The organism is Sphingopyxis sp. GW821-FHT12C06, assembly GCF_058807415.1.
Map to the genome: position 1 here is coordinate 221,454 of NZ_JBXAQR010000002.1, position 18,621 is coordinate 240,074.

An 18,621-nucleotide genomic window follows, 5' to 3' on the forward strand; every position below is an offset into this window, starting at 1 on the left:
GATCGCAGCGAAGGAGAGGAACGGCATGACGACATTTCGGGACAATCTGCTGGCAGGCAAGACGGCGTTCGTCGCCGGAGGAACGAGCGGGATCAATCTGGGGATTGCCAAGCGATTCGCCGAACTGGGTGCGATGGTCGCGGTCGCGGGGCGCGATCCCGACAAGGCGGCGCGCGCTGCGGCCGAAATCGGTGCGGGTGCGATCGGCCTGTCGGCCGACGTTCGCGACTATGATGCGATTCGCGGGGCGATGGAAACGGTCGCCGACAAGCTGGGGCCGATGGACATCGTGATTTCGGGGGCCGCGGGCAATTTCCTCGCGCCCGCGCTCGGCATGTCGGCCAACGCGTTTCGGACCGTCGTCGACATCGACCTCAACGGCACCTTCAATGTGTTTCGCGGTTGTCACGACCTGCTCAATCGCCCCGGTGCGTCGTTGATCGCGATCACGGCGGGGCAGGCGGTCAACGCCTCGGCGCTGCAGGCGCATGCCTGCGCCGCCAAGGCCGGGATCAATCAGCTGATTCGCGTCCTCGCGCTCGAATGGGGGCCCGAGGTGCGCGTGAACGGCATTTCGCCGGGGCCGATCGCCGATACCGAAGGCATGGCACGCCTCGCGCCCGATGCCGCAACACGCCAGGCGCATTATGATCGTATCGCGATGAAGCGCTGGGGCAAGATTTCCGAGGTGGCCGAATCGGCGGTGTTCCTGTGCTCACCCGCGGCGGGTTATATCACCGGCACGATTCTCGATTGCGATGGCGGGTCGCAGGTCGGCGATGCATCGCGCGGCGACGTCGCACGCGGAATGGCCTGATCTGAAAGCAAAAACGCCGCCGAACCTTCAGGTCGGCGGCGTTTTTAATGGTGGGCGTGGCAAGGATTGAACTTGCGACCCCTGCGATGTCAACACAGTGCTCTACCACTGAGCTACACGCCCATCCCTTGGGGTGACGCGGCCACTACTCACCTCGATGCGGCTTGGCAACCCCTTCGCGTGCAGAGATGATTTTATTGTTGGCTCGACCGGTCGGCGCGGCCGAACATATTGTCGACTTCGCGCACCAGATCCTTGAGGTGAAAGGGCTTGGAGAGCAGCTTGGCTTGCGGCACATTTTCCTCGGCGCGCAGCGAAACCGCGGCAAAGCCGGTAATGAACATCACCTGCGTCTGCGGTGCGACCTTCGCGCTGTATTGTGCGAGCTCGATCCCGTCCATTTCGGGCATGACGATATCCGACAGCAAAAGGTCGAAGGTTCCCGAATCGATATAAGGTACAGCGGCGGTGCCGCGATCGACCGCGGTGACATGATATCCGGCGCTGGTTAGCGCCCGCGCGAGATATTCGCGCATCACATCATCATCTTCGGCCAGCAAAATGCGAATCATGCTGAAATATGTCCCCTGGTCCCGCGGCGATGCCGCGTCTGGTGCATCCGCACCCTTGCAACGAAGCTGCTGTCTTAGCGCGAGAGATTTAACAAATAGCCATGAGGCTGGATTCGCGGCGGGTTATTTGCCACCCATGAGCGATGCCGCGCCACACCATCCCGCTCGCCGCCATTTCTGTCAACCGGCCCGCAGTGAGCAGCCCGGTCGTCGTGTCGGTGCCGCACGCGGGGCGCGTCTATCCGCCGGAGATTCTTGCCGCAGCGCGCGTACCGCAGCCGATGCTCGAACGGCTGGAGGATAGCTGGTGCGACCGGATCGCTGCCGATGCGCAGGATGCTGGGGCGGTTGTCGTCGAGGCGCTGTGGGCGCGCGCGGTCGCCGATTGCAATCGCGGGGAAGGGCAGATGGCGCCGGGCGAGGTCGATCCATCGTTGCGCCAGGAATTTTCCGCGCCGGGGCGCAAGGAGCGTGCGGGGCTGGGGATCGTGCCGACGCGGCTCGCCGATTGCGGACCTTTGTGGAAAAGACCAATCGACGCGGCGGGGCTGCATTGGCGGCTCGAATCGTTGCATCGGCCCTATCATGCCGCTCTTACCGGCGAACTCGCAGCGGCGCGCGACCGGCATGGTCATGCGATCCTGATCGACTTGCACAGCATGCCGCCGATTCCCGCGGGACAGCCCGGACATGGCGCGCGGATCGTCGTCGGCGACCGGTTCGGTTGCAGTTCGGCCGACTGGCTTGTCGATCTGGTGATGAAGGCGGCGCAGCGACTGAACGTCCCGGTGACGCGCAACCTGCCCTATGCCGGCGGGCATATCGTTCGCACCCATGGGCAACCCGATCAGGGGACGCACGCCGTGCAGATTGAAATCGACCGCAGCCTGTATCTTGCACCCGACCGCACGGTCGATGTGGCGCGTATGGCCGGGCTGACGCAATGGTTTGGCGAACTGGTGGCTGATGCCGGACGGGCTGAACCGGGCCGCGACGCGCTGCCGCAAGCAGCGGAATAGCTGCGCCACATAAAAAACCACCTCGCGCACGAGGCACGAGGTGGCCAGGGTCCAGGGAGGACGCACCCGCGTCCGGAGACGGGGCACTCGCCGCGATGGAAAGGGGGAAACCACGGCGGCGTAGCACCAATCTAGGATGGGATGCGTCGCGATACAAGAGGCAGCGCAAATTCTCGCCTCATTGAGTATTTATCCGCCGAGGCGCATCAGGATATTCTCGAACGGAAGGTCATCGTCATCCTTCGGGCGCCGCGATATTTCGCAGAAGCCGAGCTGGCGATAGAAGGTGCAGGCCTGCACATTGTCGGCGTAAACTTCCAGCACAAGCTGGCCTTTCAACGCCAGCGCATGGTCGATCAACTGTCGGCCAATGCCGTGGCCCTGTGCCGACGGGTCGACAAACAGCCCGCCAACGAAGGTGTCAAGCAAGCCGGCAAAGCCGACGGGCCGGCCATCGATGCAGGCGACCCAAGTTTCGGCTTTTTCCAGATAAATGTCTTCGATGAGCTTGCGCTGTTCGCGCAGGCGCGCCTGGCCAAGGAAGTCATGCGCTTCCAGTGAGGCCCGATACCAGATTGCCGACAGCAATTTCTTGTCCGCAGCCGAATAGGCCCGGATCGTCACGTCATTTTTGTCCATGAGTTTTCCACGAATATGCAATGCACAGAAAGAATTCCGGCGTGTGAGCCGGTCCGTTGTCCGCTTGAGCGGTGGCGATTCAGTTGCTGCGCATCAAACTCCGTGATGAGGTGTCATGCCCGCGATGTGCGACCGTTATTCGGGCGCGACATGGAACGGGAAAGAAACTGGTCGGGGCGAGAGGATATGAACCTCCTACCCCTGTCTCCCGAAATCGCCAATCCTCCGCGTTCGCACGCAGTTTTGTGCATCGGCGTGTTCCGTTGGGGCCTTTCATAGCGTCTGTTTGCGATTCGTCCAGAATTCAGGTTCATGCGGCATGAAGGCAGGCGGCGGAGCATGGTATCGCCTGACAGGTGGTGCTCCCTCTGATCAAGAACGATCTCAATCGTCGCAGGTCATTTGTATTACTTTAGAGTCAAATTGACATCTGGCCGGCAGCAGGGCAAATCGGTTTCGAGCGGTCATTGCCGTGTAAATGCCCAGAACGGTAGCGAGCCTCAAACAAACTGACCCCGCTTCGGCGGGGTTTTTCTTGAGACTCTCCAATGACAGCTTTGGTGGCGGATGGGGCGAGCGTTCATTTGGCCGCGCGGTGTGATGTCACCGCTTCCGGTCGAGCGGAAGGGCGCATGATGCCTGGCGGTATAAGGCCCACCGCCGTGACCTTCAAGCGCCACCAAATCCCGTCAGTTCAGGGCTCGCACTGGCCCGCGATCGTCGATGAAAGCAAAGCCCTTGCTGCAGGGCGATTCACCGGAATGGAGCCGGAGCCCCGGCTTGTCACCGGAGGCGCTACCGTTTGCAAATGTAGCGATTGCAAAGGAAAGAATTGGTCGGGGAGAGAGGATTCGAACCTCCGGCCCCTGCCTCCCGAAGACAGTGCTCTACCAGGCTGAGCTACTCCCCGACCGTTCTTTGCACCGGCGGGCCGGTGCGAAGGCAGGGCGGTCCTCTAGACGCGCCTTTCAGGAACTTCAAGCGGCAATCATCGCCTATGCGAGAATTGACGTTTCTACATGAGTTGTGCCTGCCGAAAGCTGAAATGGCCTGCGTCGACGAAGATCAGATGATCGGTCAGCTCGATGTCGAGAAAGCGCAGGAATTGGGCCGTTTCGTGGGTGCAGCGGATGTCAGCGTTGCTGGGCCACGCTGCGCCGGACGGATGATTATGCGCCATCAGGACAGTTGCGACACCTCGCCTCAGTAAACCCTGCCAACAGCGCGGCGGGATGCTGCAGCGGCCGATACCGTCGCCGTCGGCGTGCTCCAGCGCGACGAGCCGGTCATATATGTCGAATCCGGCGAGGAGCAACGCTTCGTCTTCGGAGGGGAAGCAGGGGCGCAGCAATTGCCGCACGATGTCATCCTCGGCTTTGCGCGGCACGAAGCCCGCGGCGGCATAGGGAGTTGGCATTTCGCCGGCGGATGCGAACAGGGTCATCGTGGCGCGAGCATGCGCGCCGGGGCAGGTCGCGCCAATTGCCGACTGGCCCGTATCGGACAGGAGTTGCTATCCCCCCTTTGGCGCACTTGTCGCGCCGCTGCGCGCGGCCTAGCAAAGAACTGCCAAACCGGGAGCGAATCTTGTCCGAATCCATCCACTATGAATTGCAATATCTCGACCTGATGCGCCGCATCTGGGTGGAGGGCGATGAACGCGTCGATCGCACCGGCGTTGGTACGCGGTCGCTGTTCGGTGAGACGATGCGATTCTCGTTGAAGGACGATGCGATCCCGCTGCTGACCACGAAGCGCGTCTATTGGAAGACCGCGCTGCGCGAGATGCTGTGGTTCCTGACCGGCAACACCAATATCCGTCCACTGATCGCGCAGGGGGTGCGGATCTGGACCGACTGGCCGCTCGAGCGTTTTCGCCGCGAGACGGGTGAGGGCATCGATGCGGCGGAATTTGAGGCGCGAATCCTGGCTGACGACGCATTCGCTGCGGCGTGGGGCGACCTGGGGCCTGTCTATGGCCATCAATGGGTAAATTGGCCGCGCTACGAAGCCGCAGGCGAGGGGCTGTTTCGCCGTATGGCGGAGGGGCACAACCAGATTTCCGCCCTGATCACATCGCTGCGCAACAATCCGGGGTCGCGGCGGCATATCTTCACAGGCTGGAATGTCGCCGATCTCGACCGCATGGCGTTGCCGCCGTGTCACATGACCTATCAATTCCATGTTCGCAGCGATGGCGGGCTGTCGTGCATGTTGTTCCAGCGGTCGTGCGATCTGGGGCTTGGTTTTGCCTTCAACGTTTTCGAGGCGGCGTTGCTGACGCGGATGATCGCGCAGCAGTGCGATTTGCACGCGCATGAGCTGGTGTGGACCGGCGGCGATGTGCATCTTTATCTCAACCACGCCGAATTGGTCGAACAGCAGTTGTCGCGGGTGCCCGAAGGCGCCCCGAAGCTGCGCATCCTCAATCGGCCGGCGAGCATTTTCGATTATAAATTCGAGGATTTCGGCGTCGAATCCTATGCGCCGCAGGCGCATATCGCGGCGCCGGTCGCGGTCTGACGCGGGCATTGCAATGATCTGGCGACGGTAATAATATGTCGCCACATTGAAATATAACTAGACGGTGCGTGATTCGCGCCGGGAGGGATTTAGGCATGCCCGACACCGATCGACGCCCGGCGAGCAACCTGCCGCCGTTGTCGCTTCACATTCCCGAACCGCGCTATCGGCCCGGTGATACCCCCGATTTCGGCGATATTGTCGTGCCGGCGGTCGAGGCGACTCCGCGCCCCGGCGAAGACACGAAGCCCGATGCGATGCGCGACCTGTGCTACGGCCTCGTCCGCGTGCTCGATTTCGACGGGCAGGCGAAGGGGCAGTGGGATCCGAAGCTCTCGCCCGAGCGGCTGCGCGTTATGCTGCGTTACATGATGCTGGTGCGCGCGTTCGACGACCGCATGTTCCGCGCCCAGCGGCAGGGCAAGACCAGCTTCTACATGAAGTGCACCGGCGAAGAGGCAACGTCGGTCGCGTCGACGCTGGCGCTCGACCGCGGCGACATGTGCTTTCCCAGCTATCGCCAGCAGGGCATTTTGATCGCGCGCGATTATCCGCTGATCCAGATGATGAACCAGATTTACTCGAATCGCGGTGACCATCTGCTCGGGCGGCAGTTGCCGATCATGTATTCGGCACCCGAACATGGCTTTTTCAGCGTGTCGGGCAACCTCGCGACGCAATATCCGCAGGCGGTGGGCTGGGCGATGGCGTCGGCGTCAAAGGGCGACAGCCGGATCGCGACCGTTTGGTGCGGCGAGGGGTCGTCGGCCGAGGGCGACTTCCACTCGGCGCTGACCTTTGCGACCGTCTATAACGCGCCGGTGATCTTCAACGTCGTCAACAATCAGTGGGCGATCTCCAGCTTCTCGGGCTTTGCCGGCGGCGAGCGGACGACCTTCGCGGCACGCGCGGTGGGTTATGGCATCGCCGGGCTGCGTATCGACGGCAATGATCCGCTTGCGGTCTATGCCGCGACGCAATGGGCGGCGGATCGGGCGCGGACGAACAACGGCCCGACCCTGATCGAGCATTTCACCTATCGCAGCGAAGGGCATAGCACGTCGGACGATCCGACCGCGTATCGTCCCGCCGAAGAGCCGACGATCTGGCCGTTCGGCGATCCGATCGCCCGGCTGCGCCAGCATCTCGAAACGCTTGGCGAATGGGATGGCGAGCGGCACGAGGCGCTGCGTGGCGAACTCGAGGACCTAGTCAAGACGACGCAGAAGCAGTCGGAAAAGCTCGGCATACTGGGTCACGGCATGCACCAGCCCTTTGAAACCATGTTCCAGGACGTATTCGAGGAGATGCCTTGGCACCTTGTCGAGCAGAGCAAGCAGATGCTGGCAGAGCAAGAGGCCAAGTTCGGCCCCGGTTGGAAGCCCGAATGATGAGCAGCGAAACCAAGACGATGAACATGATCGAGGCGATCAACAGCGCGATGGACGTCATGCTGGCGCGCGACGACAAGGTCGTGGTGATGGGCGAGGATGTCGGCTTTTTCGGCGGCGTCTTTCGCGCCACCGCGGGCTTGCAGAAAAAACATGGCAAGACGCGGGTATTCGATACGCCGATCAACGAATGCGGCATCATCGGCGTCGCGGTCGGCATGGGTGCCTACGGCCTGCGCCCGGTTCCCGAAATCCAGTTCGCCGACTATATCTATCCCGGGCTCGACCAGCTGGTCAGCGAGGCGGCGCGCCTGCGCTATCGATCGGCGAACGACTATATCTGCCCGATGACGGTACGCACGCCGTTCGGCGGCGGCATTTTCGGCGGCCAGACGCACAGCCAGTCGCCCGAAAGCATCATGACGCATATCTGCGGCGTCAAGACGGTGATCCCGTCGAACCCCTATGATGCCAAGGGTCTGTTGATTGCGGCGATCGAGGACAATGATCCCGTCGTCTTCCTCGAGCCCAAACGCATCTATAACGGCCCGTTCAGCGGCTATTACGACCGTCCGGTCGAGCCTTGGTCGAAGCATGATGCGAGCGCGGTGCCCGAGGGGCATTATCGCATCGAACTCGGCAAGGCAGCGACGATCCGCGAAGGCGAGGCGGTGACCGTGCTGGTCTATGGCACGATGGTCCATGTCGCGAAGACGATCATCGACGAACTCGAGATCGATGCCGAGATCATCGACCTGCGCACATTGGTGCCGCTCGATATCGAGGCGATCGAGACGTCGGTGAAGAAAACCGGCCGCTGCCTGATTATCCATGAAGCGACGCGCACCTCGGGCTTCGGCGCCGAACTTGCGGCGCTGGTGCAGGAACGCTGCTTCTATCATCTCGAGGCGCCGGTCGAGCGCGTGACCGGGTTTGACACACCCTATCCGCATAGCCTCGAATGGGCCTATTTCCCCGGGCCGGTCCGCATTGCGACCGCGCTGAACAAGATTTTGAAGGACTGACGTCATGGCCCGCTATTCATTCCGTCTGCCCGACATCGGCGAAGGCATCGCCGAGGCCGAGATCGTCGCATGGCACGTCAAGATCGGCGAGCGCGTCGAAGAGGACGCACAGCTTGCCGACATGATGACCGACAAGGCGACCGTCGAAATGGAATCGCCGGTGTCGGGGATTGTCGTCGAACTGGCGGGCGAGGTCGGCGATCTGATCCCGATCGGCTCCACGCTCGCGGTGATCGAGACCGATGGCGACGACAGCGATGATGAGGTGCCGCCGGCCGATACGCCGGTCGAACAGGAAATCGTCGCGGAGACGCCGGGGGCCGAGGAAATCGCTGTCGCCGAGGTTGCGACCCCGGCACCGGTCGCGGCTCCCGCACCGACGCCTGCTCCTGCACCCGTGCCGGTCGTAGCGACCGATCATGGCCGCGCTGTCCTCGCATCGCCCGCGGTCCGCGCGCGTGCGAAGGATCTGGGCGTCGATCTGGGTCAGGTCCACGCCGAGGGCGACCGCATCCGCCATGCCGATCTCGACGCCTTCCTGCGCTACAGCGGCGGACAGGGCTATCATGCCCCTGGTGCATCGCGCGCCCGCGCCGACGAGCCGATCAAGGTCATCGGGATGCGCCGCAAGATCGCCGAGAATATGGCGGCGTCGAAGCGCGCGATCCCGCACTTCACCTATGTCGACGAAATGGACGTCACCGCGCTCGAAGAGATGCGCGCCGATTTGAACGCCAACCGTGGCGGGCGTCCGAAGCTGACGATGCTGCCCTTCCTGATCGTCGCGATCTGCCGGACCATCCCGCAATTCCCGATGATCAACGCGCGCTACGACGACGAAGCGGGTATCGTGACGCGCCATGGTGCGGTGCATCTCGGCATGGCGACGCAGACCGATGCCGGGCTGATGGTCCCGGTGATCCGCGACGCGCAGGATATGAATGTCTGGCAGCTCGCGAGCGAAATCGGGCGGCTTGCCGAAGCCGCGCGTACCGGCAAGGCGAAGGTCGACGAATTGTCGGGATCGACGCTGACGATCACCTCGCTGGGGCCGCTCGGCGGGATTGCGACGACCCCGGTGATCAACCGGCCTGAAGTGGCGATCATCGGTCCGAACAAGATCGTCGAGCGTCCGGTGTTTGACGGCGACGAGATTCGCCGCGCCAAGCTGATGAACCTGTCGATCAGCTGCGACCACCGCGTCGTCGATGGCTGGGATGCCGCGAGCTATGTCCAGGCATTGAAGAAGTTGGTCGAAACGCCGGTTCTGCTGTTCGCTGATTGAGCTAACCCAAACCCGTTCGTGTCGAGCGAAGTCGAGACACCCCGAAGGCGCGCGCTGACGAGGGGCATCTCGACTTCGCTCGATGCGAACGGTTTTTTGGGCCAGTTACAGCCCCAGTCCCGCAAAGCTCGTCTGGTCGAACTTCAGCTTGAAGGTCACATAGGCGCCCGAGCGCGAATAACGCGCTTCCTCGAAATCGCGGTCGTGGAAGCCCGCGAAATTGTAGCCGAAGCTGATGTTCGCATTCTTCATCGGCGCCAGCGTCAGCGTCGGGCCGCCCGCCCAGCTGACGGTATCGGCGTCGGTGCCAACCCGAACGGTACCCGACGCGCCGACATCGACATGCTCGCCAAGGTTGAAGCGGAAGTCCGCGCCGATCAGGTTCGACCAGCCCTTGATGTCGTCGGCGCCGAAACGGTCGAAATTATAGCGTGTGCCCCAGAAGACTCCGATTTCGGCGCGTTCATACCAGCCATCGCCGTTACCGATTCCACGTTCGCCGAGCGGGCTCCAGTTGACCGACAGGCTGTTGAGCAGGCGGCGGCTCGTGGCATCGCCGTCGATCGTCAGCGATGGACCACCGATCGGGCCGGCCTGACCCGCGATCGCGCCGCGGACTTTATCCGAACGAAATTCGCTCTTGTTGAGCCATGATATGCGCGACGCCGCAGGGCGGTGCGCCCAGCTCATTTCGAACTGGAAGACCTCGGTGGTCGGCGTGGTGCCGTTGCCGCTCGCCTTGGCATAGGTGAAGAGCGCGCCGAGCGCGCGGCCTTCGCCGAGTTGGCGGAGCCCGCCGAGGGTCAGGCCGGCGCGATTGGCGAGCTCGCCATCGCGATATTCCGCGCGGCCGGTGAGGGTCCAGCGATCGGCGCGGTATGTGGCGCCGGTGCTGATCGCGAGAAAGTCCTCGGTCAGCGTGCCATTGCCTCCGAGGAAGCCGCCCGATGCCACCGGATGGTCAGGGTTGAGGATATCCTTGGCGCGAACGCCGCCGAGGGTGCGGTTGCCGTCGACCGAGATATCGACCGACCAGCGCGCGCCGAGCCGCAGCGATTGCGACAGGCCGTAAGCGGCGAAGCTGCGCGGGCCATATTCGCCGATATCCTGCTGGTTAGCGGTCGCGAGCAGCCGCGCGCCGGCCCACGGCGACAGGTCGAAGCCGAGCCGCGCGGTGCGCGCCCTGATCGTGTCGCCGTCGGCAATCTCGTAGCTGCCGACCAGATTGACGTCGCGGGTGATCGCGTAGCGTGCGCCGAGGCGGTGGCGGGTCGGGAAATCGACGTTCGCATCCCTGCCGCCCAAGGCGAATTCGGTCTGCGCGTCGAGTTCGAGGCGCTTGTTCATCAGCCGCTGGGTCGCGCCAAGCTGGACGATGTTCGATGTGTTGCGGGTGCCGTCGCTCAGCCGGTCGTCGGCGTGGGTCAGCCCGGCGCGCGCGACGGTGGAGCCATTGTCATATTCGACGAGAGCGCGTGCGGCGCGGCGGCGGGCATTGGTGTCGAGATAATCTTCCTGCCACGCGCTGCCGGTCAGCGACAGCTTGCGCGTCGCGCGCAGCCGCGCGTCGAAGCCGAATTTGCGCGTGCCATCCTCGCCGCGATTAAGCTGTCCAGCGCCAAAGCCGGCCTCGCGCTCGCGGACATAGGCGAGGAAGTCGGCGTTGCTGCTGTGATGCTCGGCCTCGACCAGCCAGGCTTTCGCGGTTCCGGCGGAGGCCGTGCTGCCGTTGGCGGCTTTGGCGTCGCTCACCGCGAGTTCGGCGCGAACCTCGGTGTCTATGTTCGGGCGATAGCGTGCATCAATGCCGCCGAGGTTGGTTTTGGCATTGCCATCCTCGTCGTGGATGAAGGTCGCGCCGACGCGGAGTTTCTCGTCGGTCGATTGATAGCTGACGCGGCCGCCGGCGTTGAGCACGCGTTGGCCGACGCCGTCGACCTCATATTCGGCTACGATGAACTGCGGGTCGAGGTTCGACGAGCGGCTGAGCACGGGTTCGCGGAAACGTAGCGTGCCCGACAGATAGTCGATGTCATAATCGACGTGGCGCGACAGGCTGACGCTTTCGATAATGCGCTCGCTGTGCAACCGGTCGCGCGTTTCGATGACGATCCGCTCGCTGTTCGGCAGAATGTCCTTGGCGCCGAGCTGATATGGGCCGGTCAGGCCATTGCCCTGAATCTCGTCGCGGCGGAAACGATAGGGCGTGTCGGCGGCGAAGGCGGTCGCGGCGAGATTGCGGCCGCGATACTCGGCCTTGCCGCCGTTCAGCGCACGCTGATAGCGGGCGAGCTGCGGTTCCGAAATACCGGTCTCGATATCGCCGAACATCGCGTAAAATTGTGGACGTTCGAGGCGCAGATAGAGTTTGCGCACCGATGCGGCGTCATAGCGCGTCTCGTTGCGGTCGGCGTAAATGGTGTAATAGGCGCGCGGGTCGATCACGCCGCCGAACCGCGTGTCATCCTTGTCCTTGTCGCTGTCATAGGCCAGCGTCATCAGCCATTTGCCCTGAACGCGGCCCTTGGCATAGAGCGCGAGGCGCGCGTCGGCGTTGAGATCGTCCAGTGTCTCCGCCACCGGTTCCATCCGGTCGTCGAGGGTGTTGTATCCGAGCGTCCCCGCGGCAAAGCCGACGACGGTCCACGGCCGATTGCCCGGATCGAGCCAGGTTTCGATCGTCTGCTTGCGCTCGACCTTGTCGTCGCGGAAGCTGAAGTCCATCGCCAGCGTCCCCGAGGCGGTCGTCGGTTCGAGTTCGATCATCGCGATGCCGTCGTCGCCGTCGATCTTCCAGATCGGCTGCGCGCGTTCGAGGCCCGCGAGTTGGCGTGCCTGCTGCGCATCGGCTTCGACCGCGGGATAATAGGGCGCGGGGACGCTGAAATCGCCGGTCAGGCCGTGCCGCACCGGCTTGCCGTCGCGGTCGGTCAGGCGCACCGCGATCACCGGACGCGTCACGCCATCGGCGATCAGCACCGACTTTTCGCGAACCAGCGTCGCGCGCATCGGGGTGATCGAATAATGAACCGGCCGTTCGAGCGTCTCGACCGTGGCGCCGTTCGCATCCTTCACGACGGCGACAAGACGGTTTTCGCCCTCGCGAATTTCGATGCCGCGCCACAGGCTGACCGCCGCGGCGCCGTCGGCCGATTTGCGCGTGCCTTCGAAGCTCAGATCGTCGACGGGCTTGCCGTTGATCGTCAGCGTCACCGTCTGGCCGGGCAGATGCTTGATCGCGGCGCGGACCGACTTGGCGCGGGGATTATGGTCGGGAGCGGGGAAGAGCCAGCCGATGCCCGGCGTTTCGCCCGCCAGCCAGTCGCGATTGGCGCCCGCAGCGTCGGGATCGCTCAGCACCGGCGCTGCCGCGATTGCGATGGTTTTGGGCGCGTCGCGCGGGGCGCTGGCCTGGACGCGGAAGTCTGCGCGTTTGAGGGCGCCGCCGCGGCCCTCGACGAAGCGCGAGATTGCGCTGCCCGCGCTCTGTGTTCCGCGCGTGCAGTCGATCGCCTCGCGGTCGAGCGGCAGGGTTGACGGATCGATCTGCACGACGTGCAGTCCGGGACGGACGCCTTCGAAATGATAGCGGCCATCGATGTCGGTGACGGTGTAGCTGCCGTCCTGCAGCATCACGCGCACCCCGGCGACACCCTCGGCCTTGCCCGGATCGACGCTGCAACCGCCGTCGGTGATGCGACCGATGATCGTCATCCGGTCGCCGAGCTGGTCGCGCTTGATCGCGATGGTCGCCTCGGCGACATTGCTCGTCGATCCGCGATTGTCGGTCGCGGTGGCACGGTTGAGCGCATTGCCCGGCTGCGCCGACACAATGACTTCGGCGAGATAGGTGAGTAGGATCGATCGCGACGGGGTGACACCGGGCAGGGTGACGGCGAACTCGCGGCCGTTGGCGGCGACATCGGCTGTGACACGGACGCCGTTGGCGCGCACGGTGTCGGCGCGCAGGCGCATGCCTGCAGGCAGTATATCGCGCACGGTGACGGCGCCGGTGGTGCGGCGGGCGTCGCGGTTCCCGACCTCGATGCGATATTGGATTACATCGCCGGGCACCGCTATCTGGGTCGAGGTCGTCTTGCTGAGGACCAGCGGCAGGCCCGCCTGGTCAACCGGAATGTCGACGCGGACGGGGGCAGGGCTGTCGAGCGTAAAAATATGGCCATAGCTTGCGTTGGTGATCGTAAAGGGCAGGCCATCGTCGGGTCGGCGCAGGCCCGAAAGATCGCCGGGGCTCGATTTCGACGGTGCGGTGAAGGGCGACGGCGGCTCGACGACAAGGCGGTAGATGCCTGGCGCGACGAAGGGAAAGCGATAGTCGCCCGCCGGGAAGTTGTAGGTTGTGCCGCCTGCATCGGTGACGCTCTGCCCGGTGATCATGCTCGCGGGATAGGCTGAGGTGCCGTCGTCGCCGAAGACCTGCGCGGGCTGCCCCGTCGCCGCGTCAACAATCGTCACGCGGCTTCCCGCGGCCGGGGCGCCGTCGCCGCTGTCGAAGACGATGCCGAACGGATCGACGAGGAAGTCGATCGTCGCGAGCGCGACGAGGCTGGCGTTCACCTGATCGGCGACCTTCAGCGTCAGCGGCGCGCCGGGGTTGACCGACAGGCGGCAATCGCCCGCCACGACCGCGGGGGGAACGCCGATCGTGTTGATGATGCCGACGAACTCGCCGCTGTTCGGCGCGGTTTCGGTGAGGGTGATCTGTTCGCGGTCGCCATTTTCGAGTTCGAGGACGACGGGCAGAGTGTCGCGCTGCTGCGGATCGACATTGGCCGACGCGAGCTTGACCTCCACAACAAGCATTTCTCCGGCGCGAAAGCTGTTGCTGCTTTGAAGCGAAGCGGGATTGGTGGGCATGCCGGTATAGACGCCGCCAAGCTGGATCAGCCCGCCGCCGCGCCCGGTGCCGCCGGCAATGCCGCACGGTGTCGGAGCGAGCGGTACCATTTTGTCACCGCCCCGGTCGGTGATCCGGTAGGTGGTGATCGTCGGCGTTTCGGACGGCCGATTTTTCACCGTCACATCGACGCGATTCGACAGCGTTTCCGCGCCGTCGTTGCCCTGAATCCAGTGCGCCGACGCCGTGTTGGAGATCACCTGCGCGTGCGCCGGGGTTGCCGCAGGCAGCATCGCTGCCGCAACCAGGGCGGTCGCGAGGGCCAAGAGTTTTTGGGTGTTGCGCATGGCAAGCCCCGAAGGGGGCAGAGGTGGCGGGCTGTTCAGCCCGCGCCCGCTGCCCCCTTCGGCACGCCGATCAGTTGACGAGGGCCTGGAAGATCAGCGTGCGCGCAGCGCCCGCGGCGATCGTCGCAATCGTCCCCGACACGATGGGCGCGGCATAACTGCCCCCCGTCGCCCCGTCGGCGTTACAGGTGCCGCTGGTGACGGTCCCGTTCAGCCGGATCGATCCCGCGACGAAGGCAAGTTGCCCCGGTACGCTGTCGTTGATCGCGACCGCGGTCGCATCGGCGCCCCCGGCGGCGTTCGCCACCGCGATGCAATATTCGACCGTCGCGCCTGGGATGAGTTTCGGGTTGGTCGTGCCGTTGAACGGGTCCGAAACGACCCGGCTCGATTTGGTGACGGTCAGCGTCGCCGTCTTGACCGTATAGTCGTCGGCGTCGCTGTGTGAGGCGTCGCGGTTGGCGTCGTTGACGCCGACGCCATCGGCAAAGACCGTATCCTTGCCCGCGGTGTTGGCGCCTGCGGTTTGAGCGACGGCAGCGCCCTGCGTTCCCGCCGTGCCGCCTTCGAGCGCGGTGGCGCGAAGCTGGATGCCTGCGACCGCCCCGGTGGGAAGGCCCGCGGGAATGTCGGCGACGACGAACAGCCGGATCGGCGTATCGGTGGTGAGTTCGTCGATATAGGTGACGAGTGCGTCGCCGACGTCATAGCTGCCCACCGTGCCGGTCGCCGCGTCGCGATAAATGCGGACATTGGTCGCGTTGAAGCTGTCGGCGCCGCCATGTTTTGCCGCGCCGCTGGTGATCTGCGAAGCGGTGAGCAGGAAGTCGAGGACCTCGTTCGAGCTGTTGGTCAGCTGGAAGGTCGTCACCGCACTGGTCTGGCCGGGCGAAACTTCGGTTGTTGCATTGCCGACTTCTTCGACGAGCAAATTGATCTTGCGGTCGACGACGAAGCTGTTCGAGGCGCTTTGCTGCCCCTGGGCGATGCCGCCGACCTGATAGTCGACGGTTGCGGTATTGGTGATCGATGTGCCTGCGGTCGTCCCATTGGCGAATGCCGGGGTCGCGACGATGCTTGCGCATGCCGCCATACCGAGGCCCATATAGTTCAGCATGCTGGTCATAGCTGAGCTCCTGGACTGGAATTGGCTGCCTGATCCCCACCGCCGGCAGCCGTTAAGCGGCTTGTTTTACAGAGCTATTTTACGACCCCCCGGAACATGAGCTTGCCGGTTCCCCCTACCGGGATCGGTTTCTGGAACGCCCAGCGGACGTGCGTGACGTCGGCGGGCTGCGCAGCGCGGCGGGTGCCGTCGGCCATCGCAACGGTCAGGTCGGCAAGCAGTCCCCACTGCTTGCCGCCGTCGACCGAGACGAGCGATTGCGTGTTTCCCGCGTCGGCAAAGCGAACCGCCGACGGCATCGGATTGGTGATCACGAATTTGTCGGCGGGCTGGGCGCCGGCATTCCGGTAGTTGAGCACGAAGACGAGGCGGTCGCCCGGAACGACAACTTTCGGTTCTTCGAGCAGGACGCGCTGCTTGCCGCTCGCGTCGGTGGAGACGCGTTCGACGAACACGCTGTTGTTGAGCGCGACCTGGTTGGCAGCGAGGGCCTGACCGGGCAGCAGCGCGACCAAACAGAAGACAAGGGCGGTACGCATGGACATCTCCATCATTGGATTGTGGTTCGGAAGGTGACGGTGCGGGTCTGGCCGCCGGCAACGCTGCCGAGCGCGACATTTATCCGCGTGCCGTTGTAATCGCCCGCGTCGGCGTCGGCCGCGTCGGACAGTGCAGCGCCGCCGAGTGTGATCGAGCCGGGGGCGTAGATTGTATCTGCGGGAATATTGTCGATGATCGCGAGGCCGCTGACCGATCCGCTCCCCGCGACGGTTGCGACGATGCTATAGGTGATCGTCGCGCCGGGGACCGGATCGGTCGTTCCAAGCGCGTTGGTCACGGTCGCCGATTTGACGAGGGTCACTGTCGCTGCATTGACGATGAAGGCGCCGTCATCATCTGCATCGGCGCCGGTTGAGCCGACCACCGCATCGCCGCCGCCTTCGCCCTGACCGGCGAAGCTGCGCCCGGGCGTGCCGGTGCCCGTCTTCGCCGCAGCGACAAGGCTGACGATGCCACGATTGCCGTCGACGACGGTACCCGGCGTCGTCGCGATGACGAAAACCGTGATCGCGGTCTCGGGCTGGAGCAGCGGGTCGCCGGTGCCGGGTACATAAAGCGTGTCGACATTGGCATCGAACACGTTGTCGCCGTTGGCGTCGATATAGATCTGGGTGACGACGGGGTCATAATTGTCGCCGCCGGCGTTGGCGACCGTGCTCAGCACGAAATTTTCGGCGCCGTTGCCGGTGTTGGTCACACGGAAACTCAGAACCTGACTCGTCGCGCCCGGCGGCGTTGGAACATCGGTCGGGTTGTTCGACGCGACGGTGACGTCGAGCAATTCGTCAACGAGCAGGTCGACACGGTTCGAATCGACCGTTTGCGGGCCGCCTCCGGCGTCGAAGGTTGCGGTGGCGGTGTTGCTGATCGTCGTCCCTGCACGCGTGGCCGGCGGCGTCGATTGTGCCTGAGCCTGCGCTGGCAGCGCGAGCGCGGCGAGCAGGCCGATAAACGAACAAGAGGGAAGAAGCCGATGATGCTTCGCGCCCCCCACAGGCGCTTTCATCATGATGTGATACTCCGATAGCTGGTCCTTGAAGCCTGCAATCGGAGAAAAAGGGTAATTTCCGGTTAAGGACGTGGAGGAAATTGCTGGTTCTGCTCCAAAGAGGGACAAGGGCCGACACGGGCTCGCCTCAAATCGACCTGCTGGTGCGACGGATAAAGCTCGCGTAGGATGCACAAAATTGCGCAGGAGAAGGACGGGGTGGCAGAGGATAGGGGCACGAAGGAAGCGCGCACGCCGCGTACCAATCCCCTGCATCAGATCGAGATCGACGATTTTCGCCGCGATCGCCTGCTCGCGGCGCTGGCGTTACTATTTGGTGCGGCTTTCTGCCTGGGGCTGCCCTTTGCGTTGCAGGCGGGCGCGGAGTTTTTCCTGCCGCTGACGGCCGCGATCGTCATCGCCATCGCGCTGGTGCCGCTCCTTGAATGGCTCGAACGGCGCGGAGTGCCGTCGGGGTTGGCGTCCTTCCTCTCGCTCACCACCTTCCTGATGCTGGTCAATGCAGCGCTGGCGATCATCGTCGTCCCGGCGACCGGCTGGTTTGCGCGGCTTCCCGAATCGATTCCGCGGATTCAAAGCAATCTCGCACCGCTGATCGATTTTTATTCGACGCTGCAGCGGTTCATCGATCGGTCGCTGACGTCGGTGGCGAGCGGGACCGAGGCGACGGCACAGGCGGTGGCCGCGACGGCGCCTACGTCGGTCTTCGACTATTTCATCTCGGCGGCGCCAGCGGCGGCGATCCAGCTTTTCTTTGCGGTGCTGGTGATCTTTTTCTTCCTCGCCGGCTGGACGCGGCTCCGCAAAGGCACGATTCGCCGCCGCGGCAGCTTTGACGGCGCGATGCAGACCGCGCGGGTGATCCAGAATGTCGTCGATGCAACCGCCGACTATCTGGCGACGATCACGATGATCAACGCGATCCTTGGATTGGCCGTCGCGCTGATGCTGTGGGCGCTGGGTATGCCGTCGCCCTTCATGTGGGGCGGCATCGTGTCGCTGTGCAATTTTGTGCCCTATCTGGGGCCGATCGTCGCCGCGGTGCTGTTGGGGCTGGGCGGGCTCATGACGTTCGATGCCGTCGGCATCGCACTATTGCCTGCGATCATCTTCATCGGCGTCCATACGGTCGAGGCGAATCTGATCACGCCATTGGTGCTCGGAAAGCGTCTGACGATCAATCCGCTGCTGATTCTCGTGTCATTGAGCTTCTGGGGCTGGGTGTGGGGAGCCCCGGGAGCTTTGCTGGCGGTTCCGCTGCTGTTAATTTTGCAGACCGTTTTGCAGTCGACCGGGACGCCGGACTTGGGAGGCTTCCTGTTCGAACGGGGCACGCTGACCGCCGTTGACGAGATGCGCGATCGCTTAAATCGCACCAAGTCTGAAAGCGACGGTTGACAGGTCGGGGCAGGGGCCATATTGGCGCGGCTCCCAAGCGCAAGCGGGTGT

Annotated in this window: 14 protein-coding genes and 2 tRNA genes; 7 read left to right on the top strand and 9 right to left on the bottom strand. The window is 63.9% G+C overall.

Annotation, left to right across the window (positions count from 1 at the left end; genetic code table 11):
* The first annotated feature begins 25 nt into the window (after window positions 1-25).
* A complete protein-coding gene (locus AC1RRJ_RS06425; protein WP_493120931.1) occupies window positions 26-817 on the top strand; it encodes an SDR family oxidoreductase in 792 nt (263 codons plus the stop codon).
* 48 nt (window positions 818-865) lie between these two features.
* Here AC1RRJ_RS06425 and AC1RRJ_RS06430 read toward each other — a convergent pair.
* Window positions 866-940, bottom strand: a tRNA-Val gene (locus AC1RRJ_RS06430).
* 71 nt (window positions 941-1,011) lie between these two features.
* Entirely contained in the window at window positions 1,012-1,389 is a 378-nt protein-coding gene (gene cpdR, locus AC1RRJ_RS06435) for a cell cycle two-component system response regulator CpdR (protein WP_493120932.1), read from the bottom strand.
* A gap of 143 nt (window positions 1,390-1,532) precedes the next feature.
* Here cpdR and AC1RRJ_RS06440 point away from each other — a divergent pair, with 143 nt between their 5' ends.
* A complete protein-coding gene (locus AC1RRJ_RS06440; RefSeq protein WP_493120933.1) occupies window positions 1,533-2,408 on the top strand; it encodes an N-formylglutamate amidohydrolase in 876 nt (291 codons plus the stop codon).
* A gap of 189 nt (window positions 2,409-2,597) precedes the next feature.
* Here the strand turns inward: AC1RRJ_RS06440 and AC1RRJ_RS06445 are convergent, their stop codons facing one another.
* From AC1RRJ_RS06445 to AC1RRJ_RS06455, 3 genes are all read right to left on the bottom strand, one after another.
* Window positions 2,598-3,047, bottom strand: a complete 450-nt coding sequence (locus AC1RRJ_RS06445) for a GNAT family N-acetyltransferase (protein WP_493120934.1) — start codon at window positions 3,045-3,047, stop codon at window positions 2,598-2,600.
* An 833-nt stretch (window positions 3,048-3,880) separates the two neighbouring features.
* Window positions 3,881-3,957 (bottom strand) — tRNA-Pro (locus AC1RRJ_RS06450).
* Between the two features lie 105 nt (window positions 3,958-4,062).
* On the bottom strand, window positions 4,063-4,491 hold the full coding sequence (locus AC1RRJ_RS06455; protein WP_493120935.1) for a JAB domain-containing protein: 429 nt from the start codon (window positions 4,489-4,491) through the stop codon (window positions 4,063-4,065).
* A gap of 143 nt (window positions 4,492-4,634) precedes the next feature.
* Between AC1RRJ_RS06455 and thyA the strand changes: the two genes are divergently transcribed.
* The 4 genes from thyA (at window position 4,635) to AC1RRJ_RS06475 (ending at window position 9,271) form a co-directional block, all read left to right on the top strand.
* A complete protein-coding gene (gene thyA / locus AC1RRJ_RS06460; RefSeq protein WP_493120936.1) occupies window positions 4,635-5,570 on the top strand; it encodes a thymidylate synthase in 936 nt (311 codons plus the stop codon).
* 95 nt (window positions 5,571-5,665) lie between these two features.
* A complete protein-coding gene (locus tag AC1RRJ_RS06465; protein WP_493120937.1) occupies window positions 5,666-6,961 on the top strand; it encodes a 3-methyl-2-oxobutanoate dehydrogenase (2-methylpropanoyl-transferring) subunit alpha in 1,296 nt (431 codons plus the stop codon).
* A 20-nt stretch (window positions 6,962-6,981) separates the two neighbouring features.
* The gene (locus AC1RRJ_RS06470) at window positions 6,982-7,986 is read left to right on the top strand and encodes an alpha-ketoacid dehydrogenase subunit beta (RefSeq protein ID WP_493121785.1); all 1,005 of its coding nucleotides are present in this window, start codon (window positions 6,982-6,984) and stop codon (window positions 7,984-7,986) included.
* A gap of 4 nt (window positions 7,987-7,990) precedes the next feature.
* Complete coding sequence (locus tag AC1RRJ_RS06475) at window positions 7,991-9,271, top strand: dihydrolipoamide acetyltransferase family protein (protein ID WP_493120938.1); 1,281 nt, start codon at window positions 7,991-7,993, stop codon at window positions 9,269-9,271.
* Window positions 9,272-9,376: 105 nt separating this feature from the next.
* On the opposite strand, the gene AC1RRJ_RS06480 is transcribed toward AC1RRJ_RS06475, so the two are convergent.
* From AC1RRJ_RS06480 to AC1RRJ_RS06495, 4 genes are all read right to left on the bottom strand, one after another.
* Complete coding sequence (locus AC1RRJ_RS06480; protein ID WP_493120939.1) at window positions 9,377-14,455, bottom strand: hypothetical protein; 5,079 nt, start codon at window positions 14,453-14,455, stop codon at window positions 9,377-9,379.
* Between the two features lie 91 nt (window positions 14,456-14,546).
* Window positions 14,547-15,602, bottom strand: a complete 1,056-nt coding sequence (locus AC1RRJ_RS06485) for a hypothetical protein (RefSeq protein ID WP_493120940.1) — start codon at window positions 15,600-15,602, stop codon at window positions 14,547-14,549.
* A gap of 74 nt (window positions 15,603-15,676) precedes the next feature.
* The gene (locus AC1RRJ_RS06490; protein ID WP_493120941.1) at window positions 15,677-16,141 is read right to left on the bottom strand and encodes a hypothetical protein; all 465 of its coding nucleotides are present in this window, start codon (window positions 16,139-16,141) and stop codon (window positions 15,677-15,679) included.
* Between the two features lie 11 nt (window positions 16,142-16,152).
* Window positions 16,153-17,172 carry a hypothetical protein gene (locus AC1RRJ_RS06495; protein WP_493120942.1) on the bottom strand — a complete coding sequence of 340 codons (1,020 nt, stop codon included), beginning with the start codon at window positions 17,170-17,172 and terminating at the stop codon, window positions 16,153-16,155.
* Window positions 17,173-17,340: 168 nt separating this feature from the next.
* On the opposite strand from AC1RRJ_RS06495, the gene AC1RRJ_RS06500 reads away from it, so the two are divergent.
* The gene (locus AC1RRJ_RS06500) at window positions 17,341-18,570 is read left to right on the top strand and encodes an AI-2E family transporter (RefSeq protein ID WP_493120943.1); all 1,230 of its coding nucleotides are present in this window, start codon (window positions 17,341-17,343) and stop codon (window positions 18,568-18,570) included.
* Window positions 18,571-18,621: the final 51 nt, after the last annotated feature.

Coding starts and splice junctions, on each gene's coding strand:
- AC1RRJ_RS06490 (WP_493120941.1), bottom strand. CDS start 16,141: ATGCGTACCGCCCTTGTCTTCTGTTTGGTCGCGCTGCTGCCCGGTCAG.
- AC1RRJ_RS06475 (WP_493120938.1), top strand. CDS start 7,991: ATGGCCCGCTATTCATTCCGTCTGCCCGACATCGGCGAAGGCATCGCC.
- AC1RRJ_RS06440 (WP_493120933.1), top strand. CDS start 1,533: ATGCCGCGCCACACCATCCCGCTCGCCGCCATTTCTGTCAACCGGCCC.
- cpdR (WP_493120932.1), bottom strand. CDS start 1,389: ATGATTCGCATTTTGCTGGCCGAAGATGATGATGTGATGCGCGAATAT.
- AC1RRJ_RS06470 (WP_493121785.1), top strand. CDS start 6,982: ATGAACATGATCGAGGCGATCAACAGCGCGATGGACGTCATGCTGGCG.
- AC1RRJ_RS06500 (WP_493120943.1), top strand. CDS start 17,341: ATGCACAAAATTGCGCAGGAGAAGGACGGGGTGGCAGAGGATAGGGGC.
- AC1RRJ_RS06445 (WP_493120934.1), bottom strand. CDS start 3,047: ATGGACAAAAATGACGTGACGATCCGGGCCTATTCGGCTGCGGACAAG.
- AC1RRJ_RS06495 (WP_493120942.1), bottom strand. CDS start 17,172: ATGATGAAAGCGCCTGTGGGGGGCGCGAAGCATCATCGGCTTCTTCCC.
- AC1RRJ_RS06485 (WP_493120940.1), bottom strand. CDS start 15,602: ATGACCAGCATGCTGAACTATATGGGCCTCGGTATGGCGGCATGCGCA.
- AC1RRJ_RS06465 (WP_493120937.1), top strand. CDS start 5,666: ATGCCCGACACCGATCGACGCCCGGCGAGCAACCTGCCGCCGTTGTCG.
- AC1RRJ_RS06425 (WP_493120931.1), top strand. CDS start 26: ATGACGACATTTCGGGACAATCTGCTGGCAGGCAAGACGGCGTTCGTC.
- AC1RRJ_RS06455 (WP_493120935.1), bottom strand. CDS start 4,491: ATGACCCTGTTCGCATCCGCCGGCGAAATGCCAACTCCCTATGCCGCC.